The sequence below is a fragment of the Azospirillum rugosum genome, assembly GCF_017876155.1.
Classification (GTDB): domain Bacteria; phylum Pseudomonadota; class Alphaproteobacteria; order Azospirillales; family Azospirillaceae; genus Azospirillum; species Azospirillum rugosum.
The window spans coordinates 71,839-93,837 of record NZ_JAGINP010000016.1 but is presented as its reverse complement, the minus strand read 5'-3'; the positions used below and the strand labels follow the sequence as shown (position 1 = coordinate 93,837).

The window sequence follows — 21,999 nt, the reverse complement described above, 5'->3', positions numbered from 1 at the left end:
CCAGCCGGGCCGGTTCGCTTGAGGGCCGGATGCTTGAGGAACAGCTGAACGCCGCCATCGACCACCATCGAGCCGGCCGGCTGGCCGACGCGCAGCGGCTCTATGCCCGGATCCTGGCCCTGCGGGCGGACCACGCGGACGCGCTTCACCTTTCCGGAATCGCCGACTACCAGTCGGGCCGCGCGGAGGCCGCCGCGCGCCGTTTCCGCGCCGTGCTCGCCGCCCATCCGGCCTTTGCGGAGGCGCACAACAGCCTGGGCAACACGCTGGCCGACGCGGGATGCTGGGGCGAGGCGGCTGCGGCCTATGGCCGCGCCATCACCCTCCAGCCCGGCTATGCGGAAGCGCTCGGCAACCTCGGAACCGTCCGGCAGGCCGAGGGGCGTCACGCCGACGCCCTGGCGGCCTACAACGAGGCGTTGCGGCTGGAACCCGCCCGTCCGGGCACCCTCCACAACCTTGGCCTGCTGCACCAGCAGCTGGGCGACCTCGACCGCGCGGCGGTCTGCTTCCACGAGGCCGTCAAGGCGTCGCCCGGCCACGCCCCGGCTTGGCGCTCGCTGGCGCTCGCCCTGCGCGCGCTCGGCCACCCCGATGCGGAGGCCTGCCTGCGCCGCGCGCTGGCCGACGCTCCCGGCGACGCCGACCTTGCCATCGAGCTTGGAACCCTGCTTGGCGAGCGGCAGCGCTGGGCCGAGGCGGAGGCGGTGCTCCGCCCCGCGCTGGACGCGACTCCCGCGCACGCGCGCCTGCGCTTCGCGCTCGCCGGCGCGCTGCAGAACCAGGGACGCCGGGCCGAGGCGGCGGACGACTACCGCCGCGCCCTGGCCGACGAGCCGATGCTGGCGAGCGCCTGGAACAACCTGGGCGTGGTCCTCCTCGACCTCGGCGCCGCGGAGGAGGCGACGGCGGCCCTGCGCGCCTGCCTGGCCTTGGAACCGGCCGACGCCATGGCGCTCAACAACCTCGGCACGGGCTTCGAAGCGTTGGAGCGCTCCGGCGACGCCGTGCCGGTCTACCGCCGGGCGCTGGCCGTCCGGCCCGACTACGCCAAGGCGCTGGACAACCTGGGCAACGCGCTCGCGAGCGTGGCGAGCCACGAGGAGGCGATCCGACTGCACCGCATGGCCATCGTCGCCCAGCCCGAGCACGCCGAAGCCTACACCAACCAGGGCACGTCCCTGCACCCGCTGGACCGCTGGGCGGAGGCGCTGGCGGTGCACCGCCGGGCCGTGCGGCTGTCCCCACGCAACGCGCCGGCGCGCACCGCGCTCGGCCTGGCGCTCCAGATGCTCGGCCATCCGGAGGAGGCCGAGGCCGCCCACCGCGCGGCCCTGGAGATCGACGCCCAAAACGCGGAGGCGCACGCCAACCTGGGCATGCTCCTGTGGCTGACCAACCGGCCGCAGGAGGCGGAGGGGCCGCTGCGCCACGCGCTCGACCTCGACCCGTCGCTGGCCGCTGCCCATCTCAACCTCGGCCTCGTCAGCCTGGCGCTCGGCAAGCTCGGCGTCGGCTGGGAGTCCTACCAGTGGCGCTTCCGCGCCAAGGGCTACCGGGACCGGGCGGTCGCGGCCCCGCCCTGGCGGGGCGAGCCCATGCCCGGCAAGCGCCTGCTGGTCTGGCGGGAACAGGGCGTCGGCGATGAAATCCTGTTCGCCTCCTGCTTCCGCGCGGCGGCGGATCGGGTCGGCCATGTGGTGGTCGAATGCGACCGGCGCCTGGTCAGCCTCTTCGCCCGGTCCTTCTCCTGGGCCATGGTGCGCGCGGAAACCCTGACCGACGATGGGCGCGAGACCATCGTGCCGATGGATTGCGACGCGCACATCGCCGCCGGCGCGCTGCCGCGCCTGGTCCGCCCGGCCTTGTCCGCCTTTTCGGACGCCGCCCCCTGGCTGGTGCCCGATCCGGCCCGTGCCGCCGCCTGGAGGGAAAGGCTGGACGCGCTGGGGCCGGGGCTGAAGGTCGGCATCGGCTGGCGCAGCCAGATGATGACGACCGACCGCAAGGCCGCCTACGTGACCCTGGACGCCTTCGCGCCGCTGTTCGCGCTGCCGGGCGTCGTCTTCGTCACCGTGCAGTACGGCGACTGCGCCGCGGAGATCGCCGCGGCGGAGGCGCGCTTCGGCGTGCGCATCCACCGCTGGGACGACCTGGACCTGAAGGACGATTTCGAGGGGACCGCGGCGCTCATCGCCGGCCTTGACCTCGTGATCACCCCGGCGATTTCCGCGGGCGAGCTGGCCGGCGCGCTCGGTGTGCCGGTCTGGCGGTTGGGGCACCGGGACTGGACGCAGCTCGGCAGCGGCGTGCGCCCCTGGTTCCCGACCCAGCGCCTGTTCCAGCCCAGCCCGGGCGAGGGGCTGGAGGACATGCTGGCCCGCATGGCGCGCACGCTGGACCGGATGCGCGCCGCGGCGGCGCCGGCCGCGCCATCCGAACCCGCCGACGTCGACCGGCTGGTCGCCGACGCCATCGACCGCCACCGGTCGGGCGACCCGGCCGGGGCGGAGCGCCTGTGCCGCGCCGCGCTCGACGCGTCGCCGGATCACGCCGTTGCCCTCCACCTCCTCGGCATCCTGCTGCGGCGGCGGGGGGAGCCGGCCGAGGCCGCCGCGGTGCTCGCCCGCGCCGCGACCGCCGATCCCGGAAACGCCGCCGCCCATGCGGCGCTGGCCGACGCCCTTCAGGCGCTGGGCCACACCGCCGGAGCGGAGGCCGCGCAGCGCCACGCCATCGCCGCCCGCCCGGATGGCGCGGAGCATTGGGTCAACCGCGCGGCGCTCCTGCGCGCCCTGGGACAATCGGATGGGGCGGAGGCTGCCGCTGGCCGCGCGCTTCTGCTGCGTCCGGGGCTGGGGCCGGCGCACACCCACCTCGGCCACCTCCGCGCCGGACGGGGCGACCGGGCCGGCGCCGCGCGCAGCCATCGGCTGGCGCTCCTCCTGGCGCCGTCCGGGGCGGCGGAGCTGGTCAACATGGCGACCGCTCTCCAGGACGCGCAGCGCCTTCCCGAGGCGGAAACGCTCCTGCGGCGCGCGACGCGGGTCGCGCCGGGCGAGGCCGCGGCCTGGAGCCACCTCGGCAGCGTGCTCGACCAGCGCGACCGGCTCGCGGAGGCGCTCGCCTGCCACCGGCGCGCGCTGGACCTCGCCCCGGACTTGGCCGAGGCGCACGCCAACCTGGGCATCCATTGGGGGCGCCAGCGCCGCCTGGAGGAGGCGAAGGCCGCCTACCGCGACGCGATCCAGGCCGATCCCCGGCTGGCGACCGCCCGCTACAACCTGTCGCTCCTGCTGCTGGAGGAGGGGGCGCTGCGTCCGGGCTGGGCGGACCATGAATGGCGCTTCGGGTCGCCGCAGTTCCTTCACCAGGCGCGGCGCTTCGCCGCGCGCGGCTGGCGGGGGGAGAACATTTCGGCCGCCCGCGTCCTGGTCTGGCGGGAACAGGGGGTGGGCGACGAGATCCTCTTCGCCTCCTGCTATCCGGATCTTCAGCGCCGGGCCGGGCATCTGGTCATCGAATGCGACCGCCGCCTCGTCACGCTGTTCGCGCGGTCCTTCCCCGGCGCCACGGTCCGCCCGCCGACCCCCGACCCGCGCGACGTGGACGTGCAGGTCGCGGCGGGAAGCCTGCCGCGCCTGCTGCGCCCGGACCTGAAGCGCTTCCCGGCGCAGCCCTGGCTGGTGCCCGATCCGCAGCGCGTGGCCCTGTGGCGGGACCGCGTGGCGGCGCTCGGGCCGGGGCTGAAGCTCGGCATCGCGTGGCGCAGCCAGCTCATGGACGGCGACCGCCGGCACTGCTACACCGCGCTCGACCAGTGGGGGCCGCTGTTCGCGCTGCCGGGCGTCACCTTCATCACCGTGCAGTACGGCGACTGCGAAGCGGAGATCGCGGCGGCGGAGGCGCGCTTCGGCGTGCGCATCCACCGCTGGGCCGACCTGAACCTGAAGGACGATTTCGAGGGCACGGCCGCCCTGGCCGCGAACCTCGACCTGATGATCTCGCCGGCCATGTCGGCGGGCGAACTGGGCGGCGCGCTGGGCGTGCCGGTGTGGCGCTTCGGACTGCCGGAGTGGACCCAGCTCGGCACCGGGGCACGCCCCTGGTACCCGACCCAGCGCCTCTTCCAGCCGCGTCCCGGCGAAGGGCTGGGGGAGGTCCTGGCCCGCATGGCCGTGGTCTTGCGCCGACTCATGCCGGAACCGTCGAGCGCTCCTCCGCCACCATCCCCGCCGCCGGACCCGGAGGCGCTGCTGGAACAGGCCGCCGCGCACCACCGCGCCGGCCGCCTCGCCGACGCCGCCCCGCTATACGACCGCGTGCTCCGGTCGCAGCCCGACCATCCCGTGGCGCTGCACCTCTCCGGTCTGCTCGCCCACCAGACCGGCCGGTCGGAGGAGGCCGTGGAGCGGATCGCCGCAGCCCTGTCCCACATGCCCGCCTACGCGGCGGCCCAGACCAGCCTTGGAACCGTCCTTCTCGACACGCGGCAACCGGACGCCGCGGCGGGCCGCTTCCGCCGGGCGCTCGCCTTGCAGCCGGCCTCGGCCGCCGCCCTGACCAACCTCGGCAACGCGCTGGAAGCGGGGCACGACCTGGAGGGCGCCGCGCTGTCCCACCAGCGCGCCGCGCTGGCCGATCCGGCGCTGGCCGAGGCGCACGACAACCGGGGGGCCGTCCTGACCCGCCTGGGCCGCCTCGACGACGGGGCCGCGAGCCACCGGCGGGCCGTGGCTCTGGCGCCGGCCCGCGGGGCGGGCTGGCTCAACCTGGGCGTCGCGCTGCGGCGGTCCGGCCGATGGCCCGTCGCGCACCACGCGCTCCGGCGGGCGTTGGCGCTCGAACCCGGCACGGCGGACGCGCTCGCCAACCTCGGCCGCCTGCTGCGCGACCTCGGCCGGGCGGAGGAGGCGGAGCGCTGGTGCGACCGCGCGCTTGCCCTGGATCCGGACCAGCCGGCCGCCGCCTTCAACAAGGGCCTGCTGTGCCTAACGCGCGGCGACCTCCCGACGGGCTGGTGGGGCTACGACCGCCGCTTCCGCGCGCGGGACTTGGCCGGGGCGGCGCGCGTCCTGCCGGTGCCGCCCTGGGAGGGCGAGGATCCCGCAGGCCTCCACCTGCTGGTCTGGCGGGAGCAGGGCCTCGGCGATGAAATCCTGTTCTGCGGCTGCCTGCCGGAGCTGATCGCACGGGCGGGGTCCGTCACCGTCGAGTGCGACCGCCGGCTGGTCCCGCTGTTTGCCCGGTCCTTCCCGGCGGCGACGATACGGCCGGCGCCGGCCGACCCCGAGGCGCCTTGCGCGGGGATCGACCGCCGCATTGACCGCCATGTGGCGATGGGGTCGCTTCCCCGGTTGCTGCGGCCGGGGCTGGCCGACTTCCCGCCGCGCGCGGGATACCTCGTCCCCGACCCGGCGCAGGTCCTGCGCTGGCGGGAGCGGGTGGCCGCCCCGGGGCCGGGCTTGAGGGTCGGCATCGCGTGGCGCAGCGGCCTGGTCACCGCGGAACGGCGCGGCGCCTACGCCGCCATTGGGGATTGGGGGCCGGTTTTCGCGGTGCCGGGCGTCCGCTTCGTCAATCTCCAGTATGGCGACTGCGCGGCCGAACTGGCGGAGGCGCAGCGGAGGTTCGGCGTGACCATCCACACCTGGCCCGACCTGGACCTCAAGGACGACCTGGACGGCGTTGCGGCGCTGATGGCGGGACTCGACCTCGTGATCACGCCGGCCAGTTCCGTCGGGGAAATGGCCGGCGCCTTGGGCGTACCGGTCTGGCGCTTCGGCCTGGGCGGGGACTGGACGGCGCTCGGCACCGGGACGCGGCCGTGGTTCCCCAGCATGACCCTCGTGACGGCGCCGCCGGGCCAGCCGACCTCGGGCGCGCTGCCCCTGATCGCGCGCCGCCTGTGCCGTCTGGCGGAACAGCCGCTTCGCGCGGGCCAATAAAAAAAGCCAGAGATGGCCTTTTGAACCACCCCTGGCTTTTCACCGAAACGGGAAAGGTCTGTGGGTGCGTCAATTCACCCGGTGGGAGGTTCTGGCCAAGCGATCAATCTCTTCCTTTACATGCAACTTCTCGATCTTAAGGCGCTTGATCGCGCTCTCATCCGGCCAAGAGCGCTTTTCCTCGTCGAGGATCGCGCGGTCGAGACGCATGTGCTTTTCCTGCAAGGAAGATAGGCGAGCATCAGTGTGCATGGTCTGCTCTCCATCGGATCGAACCGGCTCCTGCCAAGTCCGGCAGGCCGGAAACCATAGTGTTCACCCATCCGAGCCGCCAAACAACCCTAAACTTTTGTCCTAGTACACCAAAGACGGGGGATGACCGCCCCGAACGATGGGGGATAGGACAATTCGCCGCATAGGGCTCCGCCTTGCCGTTCGTTGCGGGTCTTTGCCTTTCGGCAGAGCTTTGTTGCGCGTCTATGCCGTCCGCACCATGCCGCCCAGCACAGCGGCGATGCGCCGGACCACGTCGCCGAGCCCCTCGCCCGAACGGGGCTGGAACAGGCGCTGGGTCGGGAACCAGGGGCGCGCCCCGCTGCCGAGCTGCGTCCAGTCGAGGCCCCCGACGCGCCACACCGGCACGCCCAGCGCGCCCGCCAACTCGCCCGCCGCGGTCGCCGGCAGCAGGACGAGGTCGAGCGCGCCCATAAGCGCGGCCAGCCCCTCCAGGTCGTTCTTCAGGTCCAGGTCGTCCCAGCGGTGCAGGCGCCGGCAGCCGTCCCGCTCGAAGGCGGCCAGCTCGGCGGCGCAGTCGCCGTATTGCAGGTTCACGGCCTGCACGCCGGGCAGGTCGAGCACCGGCCGCCAGTCCTCAAGGGCGGTGTAGGCGCTCTCGCGCTGGGCCGTGACGATCTGGCTGCGCCAGCTGATGCCGACCTTCAACCCCGGGCCGAGGGCGTCCACGCGGCGGCGCCACAGCGCGGCGCGCTCCGGGTCCGGGCTCAGGAAAGCCCGGCGGGCGGGGAAGCGGTCCAGCCGGCGGCGCAGCAGGGCGGGGAGGGACCCCGCCGCGATTTGCAGGTCGCAGTCCGGCGGATCGATGGACTCCCGGCCGGAGCTGTCGCCGGACTCCGTGCGCACCTCCGCCCAGGGGAAGGCGCGGGCGAACAGGGGGACCAGCCGGGGATCGCACTCGATCACCACCGCGCCGCCGCCCGTATCGCAGCAGCCGCGCAGATCCTCGAAGCAGGAGGCGAACAGCACCTCGTCGCCCAGCCCCTGCTCCGGCCAGACCAGCAGGCGCCGCCCGGCGAGGTCCTCGCCGCGCCACCACGGCAGGGCGATGCGCCGCGCCCGCTGGAGCTGCCGGGCGGAAAAGCGCCGCTCAAAGCCGGCCCAGCCCGCTCCCAGGTCCCCCTCCGCCAGCGCCAGCAGGCTGAAGTTCCAGGCCGCCAGCGGCTGCGCGGGGTCGAGCCGCACCGCGCGCCGGATGTGCCGCAGGGAGTCCGCGTCGCGCCCCTCCGCCTTCGCCATGGTGCCGAGGTTGTTCAGCGTGTCCACGGAGTCCGGGCGCAGGGTCAGAGCCCTTCGGTAATGGCCGGCGGCCTCGGCGAAGGACCCCGCCACCTCGCAGGCATGGCCCAGGTTGGTGTGGGCGGCCGGGTTCTCCGGGGCCAGCGCGATGGAGCGCCGGTGCCAGCGCTTGGCCGCCGCGACGGTGGGCGCCCGGTGCAGCCCCAGGCCCAGGTGGGTCAGCGCCTCCGGGAAATCGGGGCGCAGCGCGATGGCGCGGGCGAAGCAGGCCTGCGCGCGCCCCGGATGGTCCAGCGCCTGATGGACCAGCCCCAGATGGTTCCAGGCCGCCGGGAACTCCGGGTCCAGCCGCAGGGCCGCGGCGATGCGGGCCTCCGCATCCGCGTGCCGGCCGGACTGGTGCGCCGCGAGGCCGAGGAGGTGCAGCGCGTCGCCGTGGTCCGGCTGCGCGTCGAGGACGCCGCGGTAGGACTCCATGGCCTCGTCCAGCCGGCCCGCGCGATGCAGCCGGATCGCCTGGGTCAACCGCTCCTCAGTGGAGGGCGGGGAGGGCTGCGGCACAGGCTGAGGAACCGGAACGGCGGCCGTCCGGGCCAGCCCCGCCAGCGCGGCGGCCATGCGGGCGATCACCCCGTCGAACGTCTCGCCGGGGCGTGGCTGGAACACCCGCATGCTGGTGAACCAGGGGCGCGCGTCCGTGCCGAGCTGCGTCCAGTCCCGGTGCCCGAAGCGCCAGGTCGGAACCCCCAGCGCACCGGCCAGCTCGCCCGCTGACATGGCCGGCGTGATGACGAGGTCGAGGTTGGCGGTCAGCGCAGCGGCACCCTCGAAGTCGTCCTTCAGGTCCAGGTCGGCCCAGCGGTGGATGCGCACGCCGAAGCGCGTTTCCGCCGCCGCGATCTCCGCCGCGCAGTCGTCGTACTGGAGGTTCACGAAGGTGACCCCGGGCAGCGCGAACAGCGGACCCCACTGGTCCAGCGTCGTGTAGGCCGCCTTGCGCTCCGGCGTGATCAGCTGGCTGCGCCAGCCGATGCCGACCTTCAGCCCCGGCCCCAGCGCCGCCACCCGCTCCCGCCACAGCGCGACCCGCGCCGAGTCGGGCACCAGCCAGGGGCCGGGCTGGTCGAAGCCGGCCAGCGTCGAGCGCAGAAGCCGCGGCAGGGACCCGGCCGGGATGTGCCGGTCGAAATCCGGCGGGACGATGGTTTCCCGCCCGTCGGCGTCGATGGTCTGGGCGCGCACCGTGGCGCGCGGGAAGGAGCGGGCGAACAGGCCGACCAGCCGGCGGTCCGTCTCGATCGTCACGCGCCCGCCGCTGAAGGCGATGACCTCGGCGTAGCAGGAGGCGAACAGGATCTCGTCGCCCACGCCCTGCTCCCGCCAGACCAGCAGGCGCTGGCCCCGCAGCCCCTCGCCCTGCCACAGCGGCGCGTCGATGCGCCGGTCGGGCACCACCTGGCCGGCGGCGAAGCGCGTCCCATAGCCCTGCCAGCCGCGCCCGACCTGCCCGTGCAGCAGCGCCAGCAGGGCGAGGTTGTAGCTGGCCGTGGCGAGGTCCGGCTTGTGGGCCAGCGCCTCCTCGTAGCAGGCCTCGGCCTTGTCGAGCCTGCCTTGCGCCTGCAAGGCGTTGCCCAGGTTGTAGATGGCCTCCACGAAATGGGGCTGGCGCCGCAGCACCTCGCGGAAGCACTGCTCGGCCTGCTCCAGCCGGCCGAGCTTCTGCAGCACGGAGCCCAGGTTGTTCAGGGCCATCAGATGGTCGGGCGCGCGCTTCAGCGCCTCGCGGTAGGCGATCTCCGCGCTCTCATACGCCTGCTTCTTCTGGAGCACGGCGCCCAGGTTGTAGTGCGCCTTGGCGTCGTCGGGCCGCTGGCGCAGCACGAAGCGCGTCTGGGCCAGCGCCTCGTCCAGCCGGCCGCTGGCGGTCAGCGCGTCGCTCAGGTTGTTGTGCGCCTCGACCATGGCCGGGGCTAGCCGCACCGCCCGTTGCAGCGCCCGCACCGCGTCGGCGGTGCGGTGCTGGGCGCGCAGCACGTTGCCCAGATTGTACCAGGCCTTGGCGTAGTCCGGCCGCAGCTCGACCGCCGCGGTGAAGGCCAGCGTCGCCAGTCCCGGCAGGTCCTGCGCCTGAAGCGCGTTGCCGAGGTTGTAGCGCGGCTGCGCCGACCCGGGGGCCAGCGCGATCGCCTGGCGGTGGGCGTCCGCCGCCTCCGCATGGCGGTTCAGGGCGGCCAGCGCGCTGCCGAGGTTGTCGTGGTAGTCGGCCACCCCGCCGTCGTGCCCGATGGCCCGTCCGATCAGCTCCGCCGCCGCCGCCGGCTGGTTGACCTGCAACGCCAGCACGCCCAGCAGGTGCAGCGCGTCGGGATGCTGCGGGTCGGCGGTCAGCACGGCGCGGTAGTCGCGCTCCGCCTCGCGCAGGCGGCCGGCCTGATGGTGCCCGACCGCGCGGCCGAGCGCCGCGGCGATGTCGGCCGCCGTGCCGTGTTTCGCGCGCTGGTCCATGGTCATCGCCTTATCGTCCGTTGCCGGTCCCGCCTCGCCCCTTATGGGCCTGGGCCAGGGCTTGCGGAAGGGAGTGCCATGATCCGCCGATCCAGGTAAAGAAGCTGTTGTTGCCGCACCGCTGCCGGGAGGCTGTCCGTGACCGAACCGAGCACTCCGTTCCGCCTGGGCGGCTTCGCCGCCAAGGCCCAGCGCCTCTTCGCGGAGGCCAACGCGCTGGCCGAACAGGGCCTCCCCGCGGAGGCGGAGGCCGTCTACCGCCGCGCGCTCGCCCTCGATCCGCGGCTGGCGGAGGCGCACAACAACCTTGGCAACGTGCTGCGCGCCCTGGGCCGGGTTGCGGAGGCGGTGGCGGCCTACCGGGAGGCGCTGGCCTGCGGGCTCGACCACCCGCTGGTCCACTACAACCTCGCCTCGGCCCTGAAGGCGGTGGGCGAGGCGGGGCCGGCCGAGCGGTCCTTCCGCCGCGCCCTGGCGATGCGGCCGGACTATGCCGAAGCCTTCAACAACCTCGCCAACCTGCTGCGCGAGCAGGACCGGCTGACCGACTCCGCGGACGCCTACCGGCGGGCGCTGGCGCTGCGGCCGGACTGGGACGAGGCGCACGACAACCTGTCCGGCGCCCTCTACCTGCTGCACGAGGACGGGCGCGATGAGGAGGCCGCGCGGTTCGCCCGGCTGTGGCTGCGCGACCATCCGGACCACCCCGTGGCGCGCCACATCGGCGCGGCGCTTGCCGGATTCGTCCCCGACGACCGGGCGTCGGACGCCTATGTCCGGCAGGTGTTCGACCATTTCGCCGGGGAGTTCGAGAGCAAGCTGGCCGAACTCGGCTACCGCGCGCCCGCGCTGCTGGCCGACGCCCTGGAGAAGGAGGGGGCGCCGGCCGACACGTCTCTCGCGATGCTCGACGCCGGCTGCGGCACCGGGCTCTGCGCGCCGCTCCTGCGGCCCTGGGCGCGCCGGCTGGTCGGGGTGGACCTGTCGCCGGGCATGCTGGACCACGCCCGCGCGCGCGGCCTGTACGACGAACTGGCGGAGGCGGAGCTGGGCGCCTTCCTGTCCGCCCACCCCGGCGCCTTCGACCTGATCGTGGCCGCCGACGTGCTGTGCTACTTCGGCGCGCTCGACACGGTCCTGGCGCAGGCGGCGGCGGCGCTGCGCCCCGGCGGCCGGCTCGCCTTCACGGTGGAGCGGCTGGACGCGGCGCAGCCCCACCGCGTCAGCCCGCACGGCCGCTACGCCCACGCCGAAGGCTACGTCCGCGGGTGCCTCGACGCCGCCGGGCTGTCCATGGCCCGCCTGTCCCGCGACACGCTGCGTTTCGAAAGCGGCGAACCGGTCGACGGGCTGGTCGTGGTCGCGGTGCGGGGGGCGGACGCATGACCGGCACGCCCGATTCTCCTGCCAAACCGGCCGCCAAGCCGGCGCGCAAGGAACTGCCGCCGGGTTACCGGCAGGGCATCATCACCGCTGTGACGGTGATCCTCGGCTTCTCGCTCGTCTTCCTGCGCTTCTGGAGCTTCGAGGCGGAAGGGGCCTGGACGGTGCCGTCCGTCATCGCGGCCGTCATCCTCGCGGTGTCGATCCTGTTCCAGATGGTCTGCCTGTGGCGGTCGCTGCAACTCTCCGACGACGACGAGGCCGAATACGCCAAGACCCTGCGCTGGTTCCTGGCGTCGATCGTGACGCTGCTGGTCAGCGTCCTCATCGCGGCGCTGGCCTACTCCGGCCTGTTCAGGGGTTGATGTTTCAAGAGTTGGGAAAGGGCAGGCCGTGCCGGCGGTGGCGCGCCGTCCCGTCCTTCAGCGCCAGCGCCTGTTCGCCCCAGGCAGCCGCCGCCTCCTCCCGCCCGAGCAGGGCCAGCGCCACGACCAGCCGGTCGATCGCCTCGGTGTGGCGCGGATTCAGGCGGGCGGCGCGCTCCAGTGCCGCGGCGGACTCCGGCAGGCGGTCCACCGTGCCCAGCGCGATGCCCAGGTTGAAGGCCGCCGACGGGAAATCCGGGGTGATCGCCAGCGCGTTGCGGTAGGCGGCCAGCGAGTCCTCGCGCAGGCCCAGCGCGAACAGCGCGTTGCCGTGCAGGAAGGCGACGTCGGCGTCCAGCGGCATCAGCGCCGCCGCGCGGGCCAGGGCGGGCAGGGATTCCACGCCCATCCCGGCCTCCACCAGCAGCCGGCCGCGCTCGTGCAGCAGGGCGCCCAGCCGTTCGCGCGCCACGTCCAGGGCCGGTGCGGCGGCCACGGCGCGTTCCAGCGCCGCGATGGCGCGGGGGGTGTCGCCGCTGTGGTGCAGGGCGTTGCCCAGGTCCGTCCAGGCTTCGGCGAAGTCGGGTTGCAGGGCGATGGCGCGCCGGTACGACGCCACGGCCTCCGCCGGCCTTGCGGCGGCCCGCCAGATGTTGGCGATGTTGGCGTGCATGTCCGCGGCGTCCGGCCGTTGGGCCAGCGCGCGGCCGATCAGCTGCAGGCCAAGCGCGTGCTCCCCCACCTGGCCCGCCAGCACGCCCAGGAAATGCAGGGCGTCGGGCTGGTCCGGCTCGGCGTCCAGGATGCGGTGGTAGAGTTCCTGCGCTTCGGCCAGCCGGCCGGCGAGGTGGTGGTCCAGGGCAAGCGCCAGCGCTTCCGCGATCGTAGCCATGGCGAAGGCTTAAGGGCGCCGTCCGCGATCCGCAAGCGTGGGCGCGCTTGTCGGGCTGTAAAAAAGATTGGAAGGCCTTGCCGAACCTACCCGAATGCGAACCGGCCGGGCGCTTGACAGCCTGGGTGACTCCGACCTTCGTCGTAGACCGTATAATAATGAACAAACCCTTTACAATGCTCGGCATTGGATGCAATATCAGAAGCTGATCGTGTCCATAGACCGGTGTTCCTGTCATGAACGTGGCCCTCGCCACCGCAACGGCCCAGGCGCCGTTGCCCGTCATGGCGGCCCGCAACGGCATTGCCGTTGGGAAGGGGGCCGACACCGGGACTCCGTCCGCGGCCGACGCCGCCGGGGACACGTCGGCGGTCAAGGTCGATACCGGAAAGTCCGGAGAGGATCTGCCGATCCTCGGGCGTTACCCGCGGGTCGCCGTCCGTTTCGACCAGGACGCGTCGCGCCTCGTCCTCCTGTTCCGCAATCCGGCCGACGGTGCGACCGTCGAGCAGATCCCGACCGAGGCGGCGCTGAAGCAGTACCGGGAAGCGCAGAAGGACCGGAAGGACGGCCGATCGTCCCTGCAGTTGCTCGTGGGCGGCTCGGACGATGGCCAAGCCCGGCAGCCGGGGCAGGGAAGCGCGTCCAGCGACCTCGCCACGGGCCAGCGGGCCGGGCAGGGGACCGGGCAAGGGACCGGGCCGGGGACCAGTCCGCACCGCGGCGCCGGCGTGGAGACGCACACCACTTCCGGTTACCCGCCGACCGTGGTACATTCCACGCCCGCAACCACGCACGCCGCCGCACCGTCGGGAACCTCGTCAGGCTCCGGCAGCGCGCGCGTCAACGTGGTCATCTGATCCGGACGATCCGGTTCAGGATTCTTGAAGGGCGCTGACCCATGGCACTCGACGTCACCTCCTCATCCATGGGCGCGGCCATCGGCCTGCGTCAGGCGCAGGGCCAAGCCGATTTCGGCATGAAGACGCTGAACCAGTCGGCCCAGCAGCAGCAACAGGCCGTCACCAGCCTGCTCCAGCCCGCAGGCAGCAGCGCCGGCGGCAACGTCACCGCGACGCGCGGCCAGAACCTGAACATCGTGGTGTGAATCGGCGGGACCTTTAGCCAAGTCCGACGGAAATGCCGATCAGCATCCGGATTTCGGAAAGTTGGTCGTTGGTGACGCGCGACGATGTGGGCTTGATCCTGTGTTTCGACGTCGTGGTCACATGATGGGCCAGCGCAAAGCTCGGCTTGCTGCACCCGTTCTCGACGGACGGCACGATTGTCACCGATAGGTCTTCAATCGCTATCTGTGGTTCCGTGGTGAGCGGCACCAGGATGACGTTTGGATAGGACGGGTCGAACAGATCGCTGTCCTCGACCACAATGGCGGGGCGCAGTTTGTTCGGCTCCTTGGGCAGCGCGTCGCGCCAGTCCACCAGGACGATTTGCCCGGCTTCTAAGTTCATTGTGCGTCGCTAAGGGGGCTTGGCATGCCCCAGTCCTCATAGAAGCTTTGCGCATCCTGGGAAGAGGCGGCATGGCGCCCGACGGCGCGACTCTGCTCCCGGATGCGCTCTCTTCGGACGCGCTTCGCTTCTGCGGATGCAAGTTCACGCAGGTAGGTCGATAGTCCGATGCCACGCTGCTTGGCGGCGGTTTCAAGAGTGGACTGGACGTCATCGTCCAGGCGGACGGAAACGGGATGAGCCATGTCACTCCTCCTGTGTCTCGACATTGTAGTGCGCTTGCGCACTACACTCAAGCAATCGTGCATCCACCAAAAAAAACCCCTCCCTGTTGGGAGGGGCTTTCGCGTGTTCCGGATGGCGCCGGTTACTTCAGCTCATCGAAGGTGTCGATGATGTGGCTGACGATGCCATATTCGCGGGCCTCCTCGGCCTGCATCCAGAAGTTCCGGTCGGTGTCCTTCGCGACCTTCTCGTAGGGCTGGCCCGTCTCACGCGCGATGATCCGGTTCAGGCGCTCGCGCATGCGGATGATTTCCTTCGCCTCGATGGCGATGTCCGTCGCGCGTCCGCCCGTGCCGCCCAGCGGCTGGTGGATCAGGAAGCGGGTGTTGGGCAGGCAGAAGCGGTCTTCCTTCTTCGCGGCCAGGAAGATGTGGCAGCCAGCACTGGCGACCCAGCCGGTGCCGAGCATCTTCACGCGCGGCTTCACGAAGCGGATCATGTCGTGGATGGTGTCGCCCGCCTCGACGTGGCCGCCGGGGGAGTTCACCACCACCGTGATGTCGTCGTTGCTCTCATGCGCCAAAGCCAGCAGCTGGGCGGAAACCGCCTGCGCCAGCTTCATGTCGATCTGGCCGAAGATCAGGACCGTGCGCGCCTTGAACAGGTTCGACTGCACGGCCGCGAAGGGCGGCTGGGCGCTTTCCTTCGACTTCTCGTCCGGCTCCTGCTCGGGTTCGTCGTCGAAGCGGGTGTATCCGTCGTGCGCCATCGTTTTTGATCTCCCTGACGTCGGCATAGTCTATCGGGGGGCTTCGGCTGTCGTGCCTTTATCAGGCCATCGGATGTGAGCCGCATCGCGCCTCTCGGCTCTCCACATAGCCCGTATGGGGTCAATGTTCAACGGGCCGCGACGCCAAATCCCGCCCAGTTGCCGTTGGGGTGGCCCCCCGGAGATCGGCATAGGCCCCGCTTCGGACTTGCGCCTCCGGCCCCGCGCTCGGCACACTGCCGGGCGGTAAGAGGAGTTCGAGATATGGACGGGGGCGGAGTCTCGGTCATCATCGCGGCCCACCGGGCGCACGACACGATCGCGCGCGCCGTTTCCAGCCTGCTGGACCAGGGCTGGGCCGACTGGGAAGCGGTGGTGGTCAGCGACGACGGCACCGACTACCGCGCCACGCTGGAGGCGGCCGGCCTCAGCGGCCCGCGGCTGGTCTTCACCAGCACCGGCCGGATCGGCGCCGGCGCCCCGGCGGCCCGCAACGCCGGGCTCCGCGCCGCGTCGAAGCCGCTGGTGGCGCCGCTCGACGCCGACGACCGCTTCCTGCCCGGCCGGCTCGCCCGGCTGGCGCCGCTGGCGCTGCGGCATGGTGCCGCGGTGGACAATGTGGCCGTGGTGCGCGACCGCGACGGCGCGCCGCTCTCCACCCTCTTCCCACCGACCGAGGGGGTGGGCGAACTCGACGCCGACGGATTCCTGGCGACCTCCGTGCCGATGTTCCCGGTGGTGCGCCGCGACCTCGTCCCCGGCTGGGAGGAGGATGTCAACTTCTGCGACGACGTGGTCTTCAACGTCCAGGTCATCGACCGCGTCGGCCCGCTGCCGCTCGTCGGCCAGCCTCTCTACGAGTACCGGCAGCGCGAGGGCTCCATCACCTTCTCCGCCGACAGCGGCGACCGGGCGGAGCGCTGCTACCGCCATGTGCTCGCCCGGCTGGAGGGCGACGGGCTGCGCATCCAAGACGAGATGTTGCGCCGCCGCTTCGCCGCCGCTCTGGAGGCCAAGCGGGCCCTGAACGCCGCCTACGAGGCCGCGCACCGGGGCGGCCGCTGCGCGAACTTTCAGGAATTCCTGGCCTTGCGGGAGAAGTCCTTGGCCGGGTAGCCGCCGATCGGGCTCAGGTGCGTGATCAGCCCGGCGCCCGGCCGGTACAGGTGCAGCGCCAGGGCCGACGGCTCCTCCGTCCAGCGGTAGGGCGGCTCCGGCGTCAGGTCCAGCGCGATCTGGTAGGCGATCGACGGCGCCACATAGCCGTAGGCGCCGTTCCAGTTCAGCGCGGTCTGCCGGTGGGTGTGGCCGCTGAGGACTGCCAGCACGTTCGGGCTCGATCGCACCAGCCGCCCCAGTTCCTCCGCCCCCTCCACGCAGCGCAGCGTGTCCAGGAAGGCGAGCCCGGTGTCGAAGGGCGGGTGGTGCAGGGCGATGATCGTCGGCCGCTCCGGCTGCTCCGCCAGCCGCTCCGCCGTCCAGGCGAGTCGCCGCTCGCACAGCGCGCCCACCGGGCTGCCCGCCACCACCGAATCGAGCATCAGGACGCGGACGGGAAACTCCTCCACCGCGTACTGGATGAAGTCGCCCTGAATGTCTTCGTTGGCCATGGGCATCCAGCCCGTGCCGGCGAAGCTCCGCCGCAGCCCGTCGCGGTCGTCGTGGTTGCCGGCCAGCACCCGGTAGGGGATGGCGAGCGGCGCCAGAATCTCGGCCAGCGCCTCGTACTCGCCGGGTTTCGGGCCGTTGATCAGGTCGCCGGTGATCAGCACCAGGTCGGGACGCGGGTCCAGCGCGTTCAGGTGGGCGACCGCCGCCGCGAGCCGCGCGTTGGTGTCGTAGGCGGTGGTGGGGGTGCTTCCGGGGGCCACGACGTGCAGGTCGGAGATCTGGGCGATCAGCATCGGGCACCCGTCAGAAGGTTTGGCTCGGCCATAGATTGGCCCGGCCATCGACATCGCCGATTTTGCAACGCCGGGCAAGCATTCCGTCGGACGGCAAACCTTCCTTTACAATTCGATGACTATGATACTCGACAGATCGGTCGTGTTGCATCGGGACGGGGTATGGGCACTTCCACCACCTGCCTGCTCGGGCGTCTGCTGGCGAACGGAAAGTTCTGGCTGAAGCGCGCGCGAATCGACGCCGCTCATCTCGCCGCGGACAGTCCCGCCGAAACTCCCAGCGCCGGGCCGGACGGCTTCCTGCTCGCCGACCTCCGCATCGAGCAGGGGCGCATCCGCGCCATCCTGCCGGCCGGCGAGTCGCCCTGCTGCGCGCCGGGCCTGTGCCTGGACGGCGGCAGCGTCCGCCCTCTGGAGGCCGACGGCCGCATCGGACCAGGCCTTCCCGCCGACCTGATGCTGGTCACCGCCGAGGGGGAACGGCTGATTATGCAGGGCGGGCAGATGGTTTCCGAACCGAATCGCCTGTATACTGCGTAAAGACGCGCAACTTTCTCGACTCCGGAAGTGAACTGAACGATATAGTTCAGTTTGCCGTCCGCTGCACATCGCGGCGCGGTTGAAACGAAACGTCCCATCCGCTCCGCCGCGCGCGGAAGGGCTTGTCCGGGTCCCGTTTTCATGCGCCACACGCTTCGGATCGTCGCCCTTCTGGTTCTGGTCGCCCTCGGCGGTGGCGCCTACTGGTACTTCGTGAAGCAGGGCGGGACGATCGACACGCTGCTGGCCGGAACCTTCGTTCCCTCGCCCGGCGGCGCGTCCGCCGGCAAGCCCCCGGCCGGTGCTCCCCCCGGCGGCATGCCGCCGATGCCGGTGGAGGCCGTGCCGGTCCGGGTCGGCGCGGTGTCGCGCACGGTGACCGCGGTGGGCTCGCTGCTGTCCAACGAATCGGTGGTGATCCGGCCGGAGGTCGCCGGGAAGATCGCGGAGATCGCCTTCCAGGAAGGGCAGGCCGTCAAGAAGGGGGCCGTTCTGGTCCGCCTGGACGACAGCATCGCGCGCGCCACCCTGGCCCAGGCGCAGGCGAGCATCGCCTTCTCCCGCGCCGAGCTGAACCGCGCCGACGAGCTGTACCGGCAGAAGACCGGCCCCGCCCGCAACAAGGAGCAGGCGCAGGCCAAGCTCCAGGCCGACGAGGCTGCGATCCAGCTGGCGAAGGCCCAGCTGGAGAAGATGACCCTGGTCGCCCCCTTCGACGGCGTTCTGGGCCTGCGCAAGGTGTCGGTCGGCGACGTGGTGGCCGCCGGCAAGGACATCGTGAACCTGGAGGCCATCGACACCCTGAAGCTCGATTTCCGCGTGCCGGAGCTGTACCTGCCCGCGGTCAAGGCCGGGCAGACGCTCCAGGTCGCGGTGGACGCCTTCGCCGGCCGCAGCTTCGAGGGCAAGGTCATCGCCATCGACCCGCTGGTCGACGTGAACGGCCGCGCCGTGGCGGTCCGCGCCCGCGTCGCCAACGCCGACGGCAGCTTGCGCCCCGGCCTGTTCGCGCGCGTCAGCCTGACCATCGACACGCAGCCGAACGCCGTCCTGGTGTTGGAGCAGTCGATCGTCGCCTTCGGCAACAAGCAGTTCGTCTTCAAGGTCGTGGACGGCAAGGCCGTGCAGGCCCCCGTGACGCTGGGCGGCCGCCGCAACGCGGAGGTGGAGATCGCCGAGGGCTTGAAGCCGGGCGACATGGTCGTTACCGCCGGGCAGCTGAAGATCCGCGACGGCGCCCCGGTCGCGGTCATCAACGCCAAGCCGGCGGGGAGCTGATCCGATGGTCCTCTCCGACATCTCCATCCGCCGGCCGGTCCTGGCGACGGTGATGAGCCTCGCGCTCATGCTCATCGGCCTCGTCTCCTACCAGCGCCTGTCGGTGCGCGAATACCCGAAGATCGACGAGCCCGTCGTCACGGTGGAGACCACCTACAAGGGCGCGTCCGCCGAGATCATCGAATCCCAGGTCACCCAGATCCTGGAGGACAGCCTGTCCGGCATCGAGGGCATCGACGTGATGTCCTCCATCAGCCGCGCAGAGAAGAGCCAGATCACGCTCCGCTTCCGCCTGGACCGCAACGTGGACGTGGCGGCCAGCGACGTGCGCGACCGCACCGGCCGCGTCCGCGCCCAGCTGCCCAACGAGATCGACGAGCCGGTCATCGCGAAGGTGGAGGCCGACGCGCAGCCGATCATCTACCTCGCCTTCTCCTCCGACCGGCACTCGTCGCTGGACGTGACCGACTTCGCCGACCGCTACGTCAAGGACCGCCTCCAGAACCTGCCCGGCGTCGCCCAGGTGCGCATCTTCGGCGAGCGGCGCTTCGCCATGCGGCTCTGGCTTGACCCGCAGCGCATGGCCGCCTACCGCGTCACCCCGCAGGACGTGGAGAACGCGCTGCGCAAGCAGAACGTGGAGATCCCCGCCGGCCGCGTGGAGAGCAAGGCGCGCGAGTTCACCGTGGTGTCGGAGACCGACCTGCGCACGCCGGAGGAGTTCGACCGCATCATCCTGCGCGACGAGGCCGGTTACCTCGTCCGCCTGAAAGACGTCGGCCACGCGGAGATCGGCGCGCTGGACGAGCGCGTTAGCGCCCGCTTCAACGGCCGCCCGGCGGTCGCCATCGGCGTCGTGAAGCAGTCCACCGCCAACCCGCTGGACGTGTCGAAGGCGGTGACCGAGGCGCTGCCGAAGATCCGCGCGGCCGTGCCGGAGGGCATGGGGGTGGACGTCGGCTACGACAGCTCCGTCTTCATCGCCCGGTCGATCGACGCCGTGTTCCACACGATCTTCGAGGCGATCGTTCTGGTCGTCCTGGTCATCTTCGTCTTCCTGCGCAGCCTTCGCGCCACGCTGGTGCCGCTGGTGACCATCCCGGTGTCGCTGATCGGCGCCTTCGCGCTGATGTACGCCTTCGGCTTCTCGGTCAACACGCTGACCCTGCTGTCCATGGTGCTGGCCATCGGCCTCGTCGTGGACGACGCCATCGTGATGCTGGAGAACATCTACCGCCACGTGGAGGAGGGGATGCCCCCCTTCCAGGCGGCGCTGAAGGGCTCCAAGGAGATCGGCTTCGCGGTCATCGCCATGACCATCACGCTGGCCGCGGTCTACGCCCCCATCGGCTTCATGACCGGCCGCACCGGGCGCCTCTTCTCCGAATTCGCGCTGACCCTGGCGGGGGCGGTGATCGTGTCGGGCTTCGTCGCCCTGACACTGTCGCCGATGATGTGCTCCAAGCTGCTGAAGCACCAGACCAAGCACAATTTCATCTACAACGCGATCGAGCGGCTGCTGAACGGCCTGACCAGCGGCTACCGCGCGGTGCTGCGCCTGTCGTTGCGCGCCCGGCCGCTCGTGCTGCTGGTCGGGGCCGGCGTCGCGGGACTCAGCTACACGCTGTTCACCGGCTTGAAGTCGGAACTGGCGCCGGTGGAGGACCGCGGCACCATCGTCGGCATCGCCATTGCGCCGGAAGGCTCCACCCTCGACTACACCGAGAGCTACGCCAAGCGCATGGAGGAACTCTTCCGCACCATCCCGGTGCTGGAGAAGTTCTTCGTCGTGGTGGGCTTCCCGGTGGTGAACCAGGGCATCAGCTTCGTCCGCCTCGTCGACTGGGACCAGCGCGACGTGAAGCAGCAGGCGATCACCGCGCAGCTGTTCCCGAAGATGTTCGGCATCCCCGGCATCCTGGCCTTCGTCACCAACCCGCCGTCCCTGGGGCAGAGCCCTGTGGAGAAGCCGGTCAACTTCGTCATCCAAAGCTCGCTGCCCTACGGGGAGCTTCAGAAGATGGTGGACGGCCTGCTGGCGGAGGCGCGCAAGTTCCCCGGCCTGACCAACCTCGACACCGACCTGAAGCTGAACAAGCCGGAGCTGCGCATCACCATCGACCGCGACAAGGCGGCCGACCTGGGCGTGGACGTGGAGACGGTGGGCCGCACGCTGGAAACGCTGCTCGGCGGCCGGCAGGTCACCCGCTTCAAGAAGGAAGGCAAGCAGTACGACGTGATCGTGAAGGTCGCGGACGTGGACCGGCGCAACCCGGACGACATCGCCTCCATCTACGTGCGCGGCACGCCGCCCATGGCGTCGGCGGCCGGCGTCGGCACCACGGCGGGATCGATGATCTCGCTCGCCAACCTCGTCCGTGTCGAGGAGCGGGTGGCGCCGAAGGAGCTGAACCACTTCAACAAGCTGCGCTCCGTCACCATCACCGCCACGCTGGCGCCGGGCACCTCGCTGGGCGAGGCGCTGGGCTATTTGCAGGAGGCGGCGAACCGCGTCCTCCCCGTCACCGCCCAGACCGACTACGCCGGGCAGAGCCGCGAGTTCCGCGAATCGGCGACCGGCCTCTACTTCGTCTTCGTTCTGGCGCTGGCCTTCATCTACCTGGTGCTGGCCGCGCAGTTCGAGAGCTTCATCGACCCTTTCGTCATCATGTTGACGGTGCCGCTGTCGATGACCGGCGCGCTGGCGGCGCTGCACTACACCGGCGCCACCATGAACGTGTACAGCCAGATCGGCCTCGTCACGCTGGTCGGCCTGATCACCAAGCACGGCATCCTGATCGTGGAGTTCGCCAACCAGCTCCAGCGCGAGGGGGTGGAGATCCGCAAGGCGGTGGAGGAGGCGGCCGTGCTGCGCCTGCGCCCCATCCTGATGACCACCGGCGCCATGGTCCTGGGCGCCGTCCCGCTCGCCAACGCCCAAGGCGCCGGCGGCGAGAGCCGTCAGGCCATCGGCGCGGTGATCGTCGGCGGCATGATGCTGGGCACCTTCCTGACGCTGTTCGTCGTGCCGACGGTCTACAGCTACATCGCCAAGAAGAAGCCCTTCCCCGCGGAGGACGCCACCACCGCCCACCCGCCGCACGGCGCGGCAGCGCATCCGGCGGAGTAAGCTCGCTCTCCCGCCCCGGGAGAGGGAAGGGGCCCGCGCCGGTGGCGCGGGAAGG

General features: G+C 71.6%; 16 protein-coding genes. 9 read left to right on the top strand and 7 right to left on the bottom strand.

The annotated features are described in order from the left end of the window. Window positions 1-29: 29 nt before the first annotated feature. The gene (locus J2851_RS21140; protein WP_246500818.1) at window positions 30-5,948 is read left to right on the top strand and encodes a tetratricopeptide repeat protein; all 5,919 of its coding nucleotides are present in this window, start codon (window positions 30-32) and stop codon (window positions 5,946-5,948) included. Window positions 5,949-6,017: 69 nt separating this feature from the next. On the opposite strand, the gene J2851_RS21135 is transcribed toward J2851_RS21140, so the two are convergent. After that, window positions 6,018-6,200 carry a YdcH family protein gene (locus tag J2851_RS21135; protein WP_209768674.1) on the bottom strand — a complete coding sequence of 61 codons (183 nt, stop codon included), beginning with the start codon at window positions 6,198-6,200 and terminating at the stop codon, window positions 6,018-6,020. A 225-nt stretch (window positions 6,201-6,425) separates the two neighbouring features. Next, window positions 6,426-9,992, bottom strand: a complete 3,567-nt coding sequence (locus J2851_RS21130) for a tetratricopeptide repeat protein (RefSeq protein ID WP_246500817.1) — start codon at window positions 9,990-9,992, stop codon at window positions 6,426-6,428. 132 nt (window positions 9,993-10,124) lie between these two features. On the opposite strand from J2851_RS21130, the gene J2851_RS21125 reads away from it, so the two are divergent. Next, the gene (locus tag J2851_RS21125; RefSeq protein WP_307420381.1) at window positions 10,125-11,372 is read left to right on the top strand and encodes a tetratricopeptide repeat protein; all 1,248 of its coding nucleotides are present in this window, start codon (window positions 10,125-10,127) and stop codon (window positions 11,370-11,372) included. Next, window positions 11,369-11,734, top strand: a complete 366-nt coding sequence (locus tag J2851_RS21120; protein WP_209768673.1) for a hypothetical protein — start codon at window positions 11,369-11,371, stop codon at window positions 11,732-11,734. Before J2851_RS21125 ends, J2851_RS21120 begins: the two co-directional genes overlap by 4 nt. 4 nt (window positions 11,735-11,738) lie before the next feature. Here J2851_RS21120 and J2851_RS21115 read toward each other — a convergent pair whose 3' ends face one another. Further along, a complete protein-coding gene (locus J2851_RS21115; protein WP_209768672.1) occupies window positions 11,739-12,626 on the bottom strand; it encodes a tetratricopeptide repeat protein in 888 nt (295 codons plus the stop codon). Between the two features lie 236 nt (window positions 12,627-12,862). Here J2851_RS21115 and J2851_RS21110 point away from each other — a divergent pair, with 236 nt between their 5' ends. Both J2851_RS21110 and J2851_RS21105 read left to right on the top strand, forming a co-directional pair. Further along, complete coding sequence (locus tag J2851_RS21110; RefSeq protein WP_209768671.1) at window positions 12,863-13,486, top strand: hypothetical protein; 624 nt, start codon at window positions 12,863-12,865, stop codon at window positions 13,484-13,486. 41 nt (window positions 13,487-13,527) lie between these two features. Beyond that, window positions 13,528-13,734 carry a hypothetical protein gene (locus tag J2851_RS21105; RefSeq protein WP_209768670.1) on the top strand — a complete coding sequence of 69 codons (207 nt, stop codon included), beginning with the start codon at window positions 13,528-13,530 and terminating at the stop codon, window positions 13,732-13,734. Between the two features lie 13 nt (window positions 13,735-13,747). Here the strand turns inward: J2851_RS21105 and J2851_RS21100 are convergent, their stop codons facing one another. The 3 genes from J2851_RS21100 to J2851_RS21090 all read right to left on the bottom strand — a co-directional run bounded on the left by J2851_RS21100 (window position 13,748) and on the right by J2851_RS21090 (window position 15,092). Continuing rightward, complete coding sequence (locus tag J2851_RS21100) at window positions 13,748-14,098, bottom strand: type II toxin-antitoxin system PemK/MazF family toxin (protein ID WP_209768669.1); 351 nt, start codon at window positions 14,096-14,098, stop codon at window positions 13,748-13,750. Continuing rightward, window positions 14,095-14,343 (bottom strand): hypothetical protein, encoded by a 249-nt coding sequence (locus tag J2851_RS21095; protein WP_209768668.1) that lies wholly within the window; start codon window positions 14,341-14,343, stop codon window positions 14,095-14,097. Before J2851_RS21095 ends, J2851_RS21100 begins: the two co-directional genes overlap by 4 nt. Window positions 14,344-14,465: 122 nt before the next feature. Further along, the gene (locus tag J2851_RS21090; RefSeq protein WP_209768667.1) at window positions 14,466-15,092 is read right to left on the bottom strand and encodes an ATP-dependent Clp protease proteolytic subunit; all 627 of its coding nucleotides are present in this window, start codon (window positions 15,090-15,092) and stop codon (window positions 14,466-14,468) included. Window positions 15,093-15,356: 264 nt separating this feature from the next. Here J2851_RS21090 and J2851_RS21085 point away from each other — a divergent pair, with 264 nt between their 5' ends. Further along, the gene (locus J2851_RS21085) at window positions 15,357-16,208 is read left to right on the top strand and encodes a glycosyltransferase family 2 protein (RefSeq protein WP_209768666.1); all 852 of its coding nucleotides are present in this window, start codon (window positions 15,357-15,359) and stop codon (window positions 16,206-16,208) included. On the opposite strand, the gene J2851_RS21080 is transcribed toward J2851_RS21085, so the two are convergent. Next, on the bottom strand, window positions 16,166-16,996 hold the full coding sequence (locus tag J2851_RS21080) for a phosphodiesterase (RefSeq protein ID WP_209768665.1): 831 nt from the start codon (window positions 16,994-16,996) through the stop codon (window positions 16,166-16,168). The two genes, J2851_RS21085 and J2851_RS21080, sit on opposite strands and share 43 nt — an antisense overlap. A 162-nt stretch (window positions 16,997-17,158) precedes the next feature. Here J2851_RS21080 and J2851_RS21075 point away from each other — a divergent pair, with 162 nt between their 5' ends. From J2851_RS21075 to J2851_RS21065, 3 genes are all read left to right on the top strand, one after another. After that, on the top strand, window positions 17,159-17,536 hold the full coding sequence (locus tag J2851_RS21075; protein ID WP_209768664.1) for a hypothetical protein: 378 nt from the start codon (window positions 17,159-17,161) through the stop codon (window positions 17,534-17,536). Window positions 17,537-17,677: 141 nt separating this feature from the next. Further along, a complete protein-coding gene (locus J2851_RS21070) occupies window positions 17,678-18,814 on the top strand; it encodes an efflux RND transporter periplasmic adaptor subunit (protein ID WP_209768663.1) in 1,137 nt (378 codons plus the stop codon). A gap of 4 nt (window positions 18,815-18,818) precedes the next feature. Beyond that, window positions 18,819-21,944, top strand: a complete 3,126-nt coding sequence (locus J2851_RS21065; RefSeq protein ID WP_209768662.1) for an efflux RND transporter permease subunit — start codon at window positions 18,819-18,821, stop codon at window positions 21,942-21,944. The last annotated feature ends 55 nt before the right edge of the window (window positions 21,945-21,999 follow it).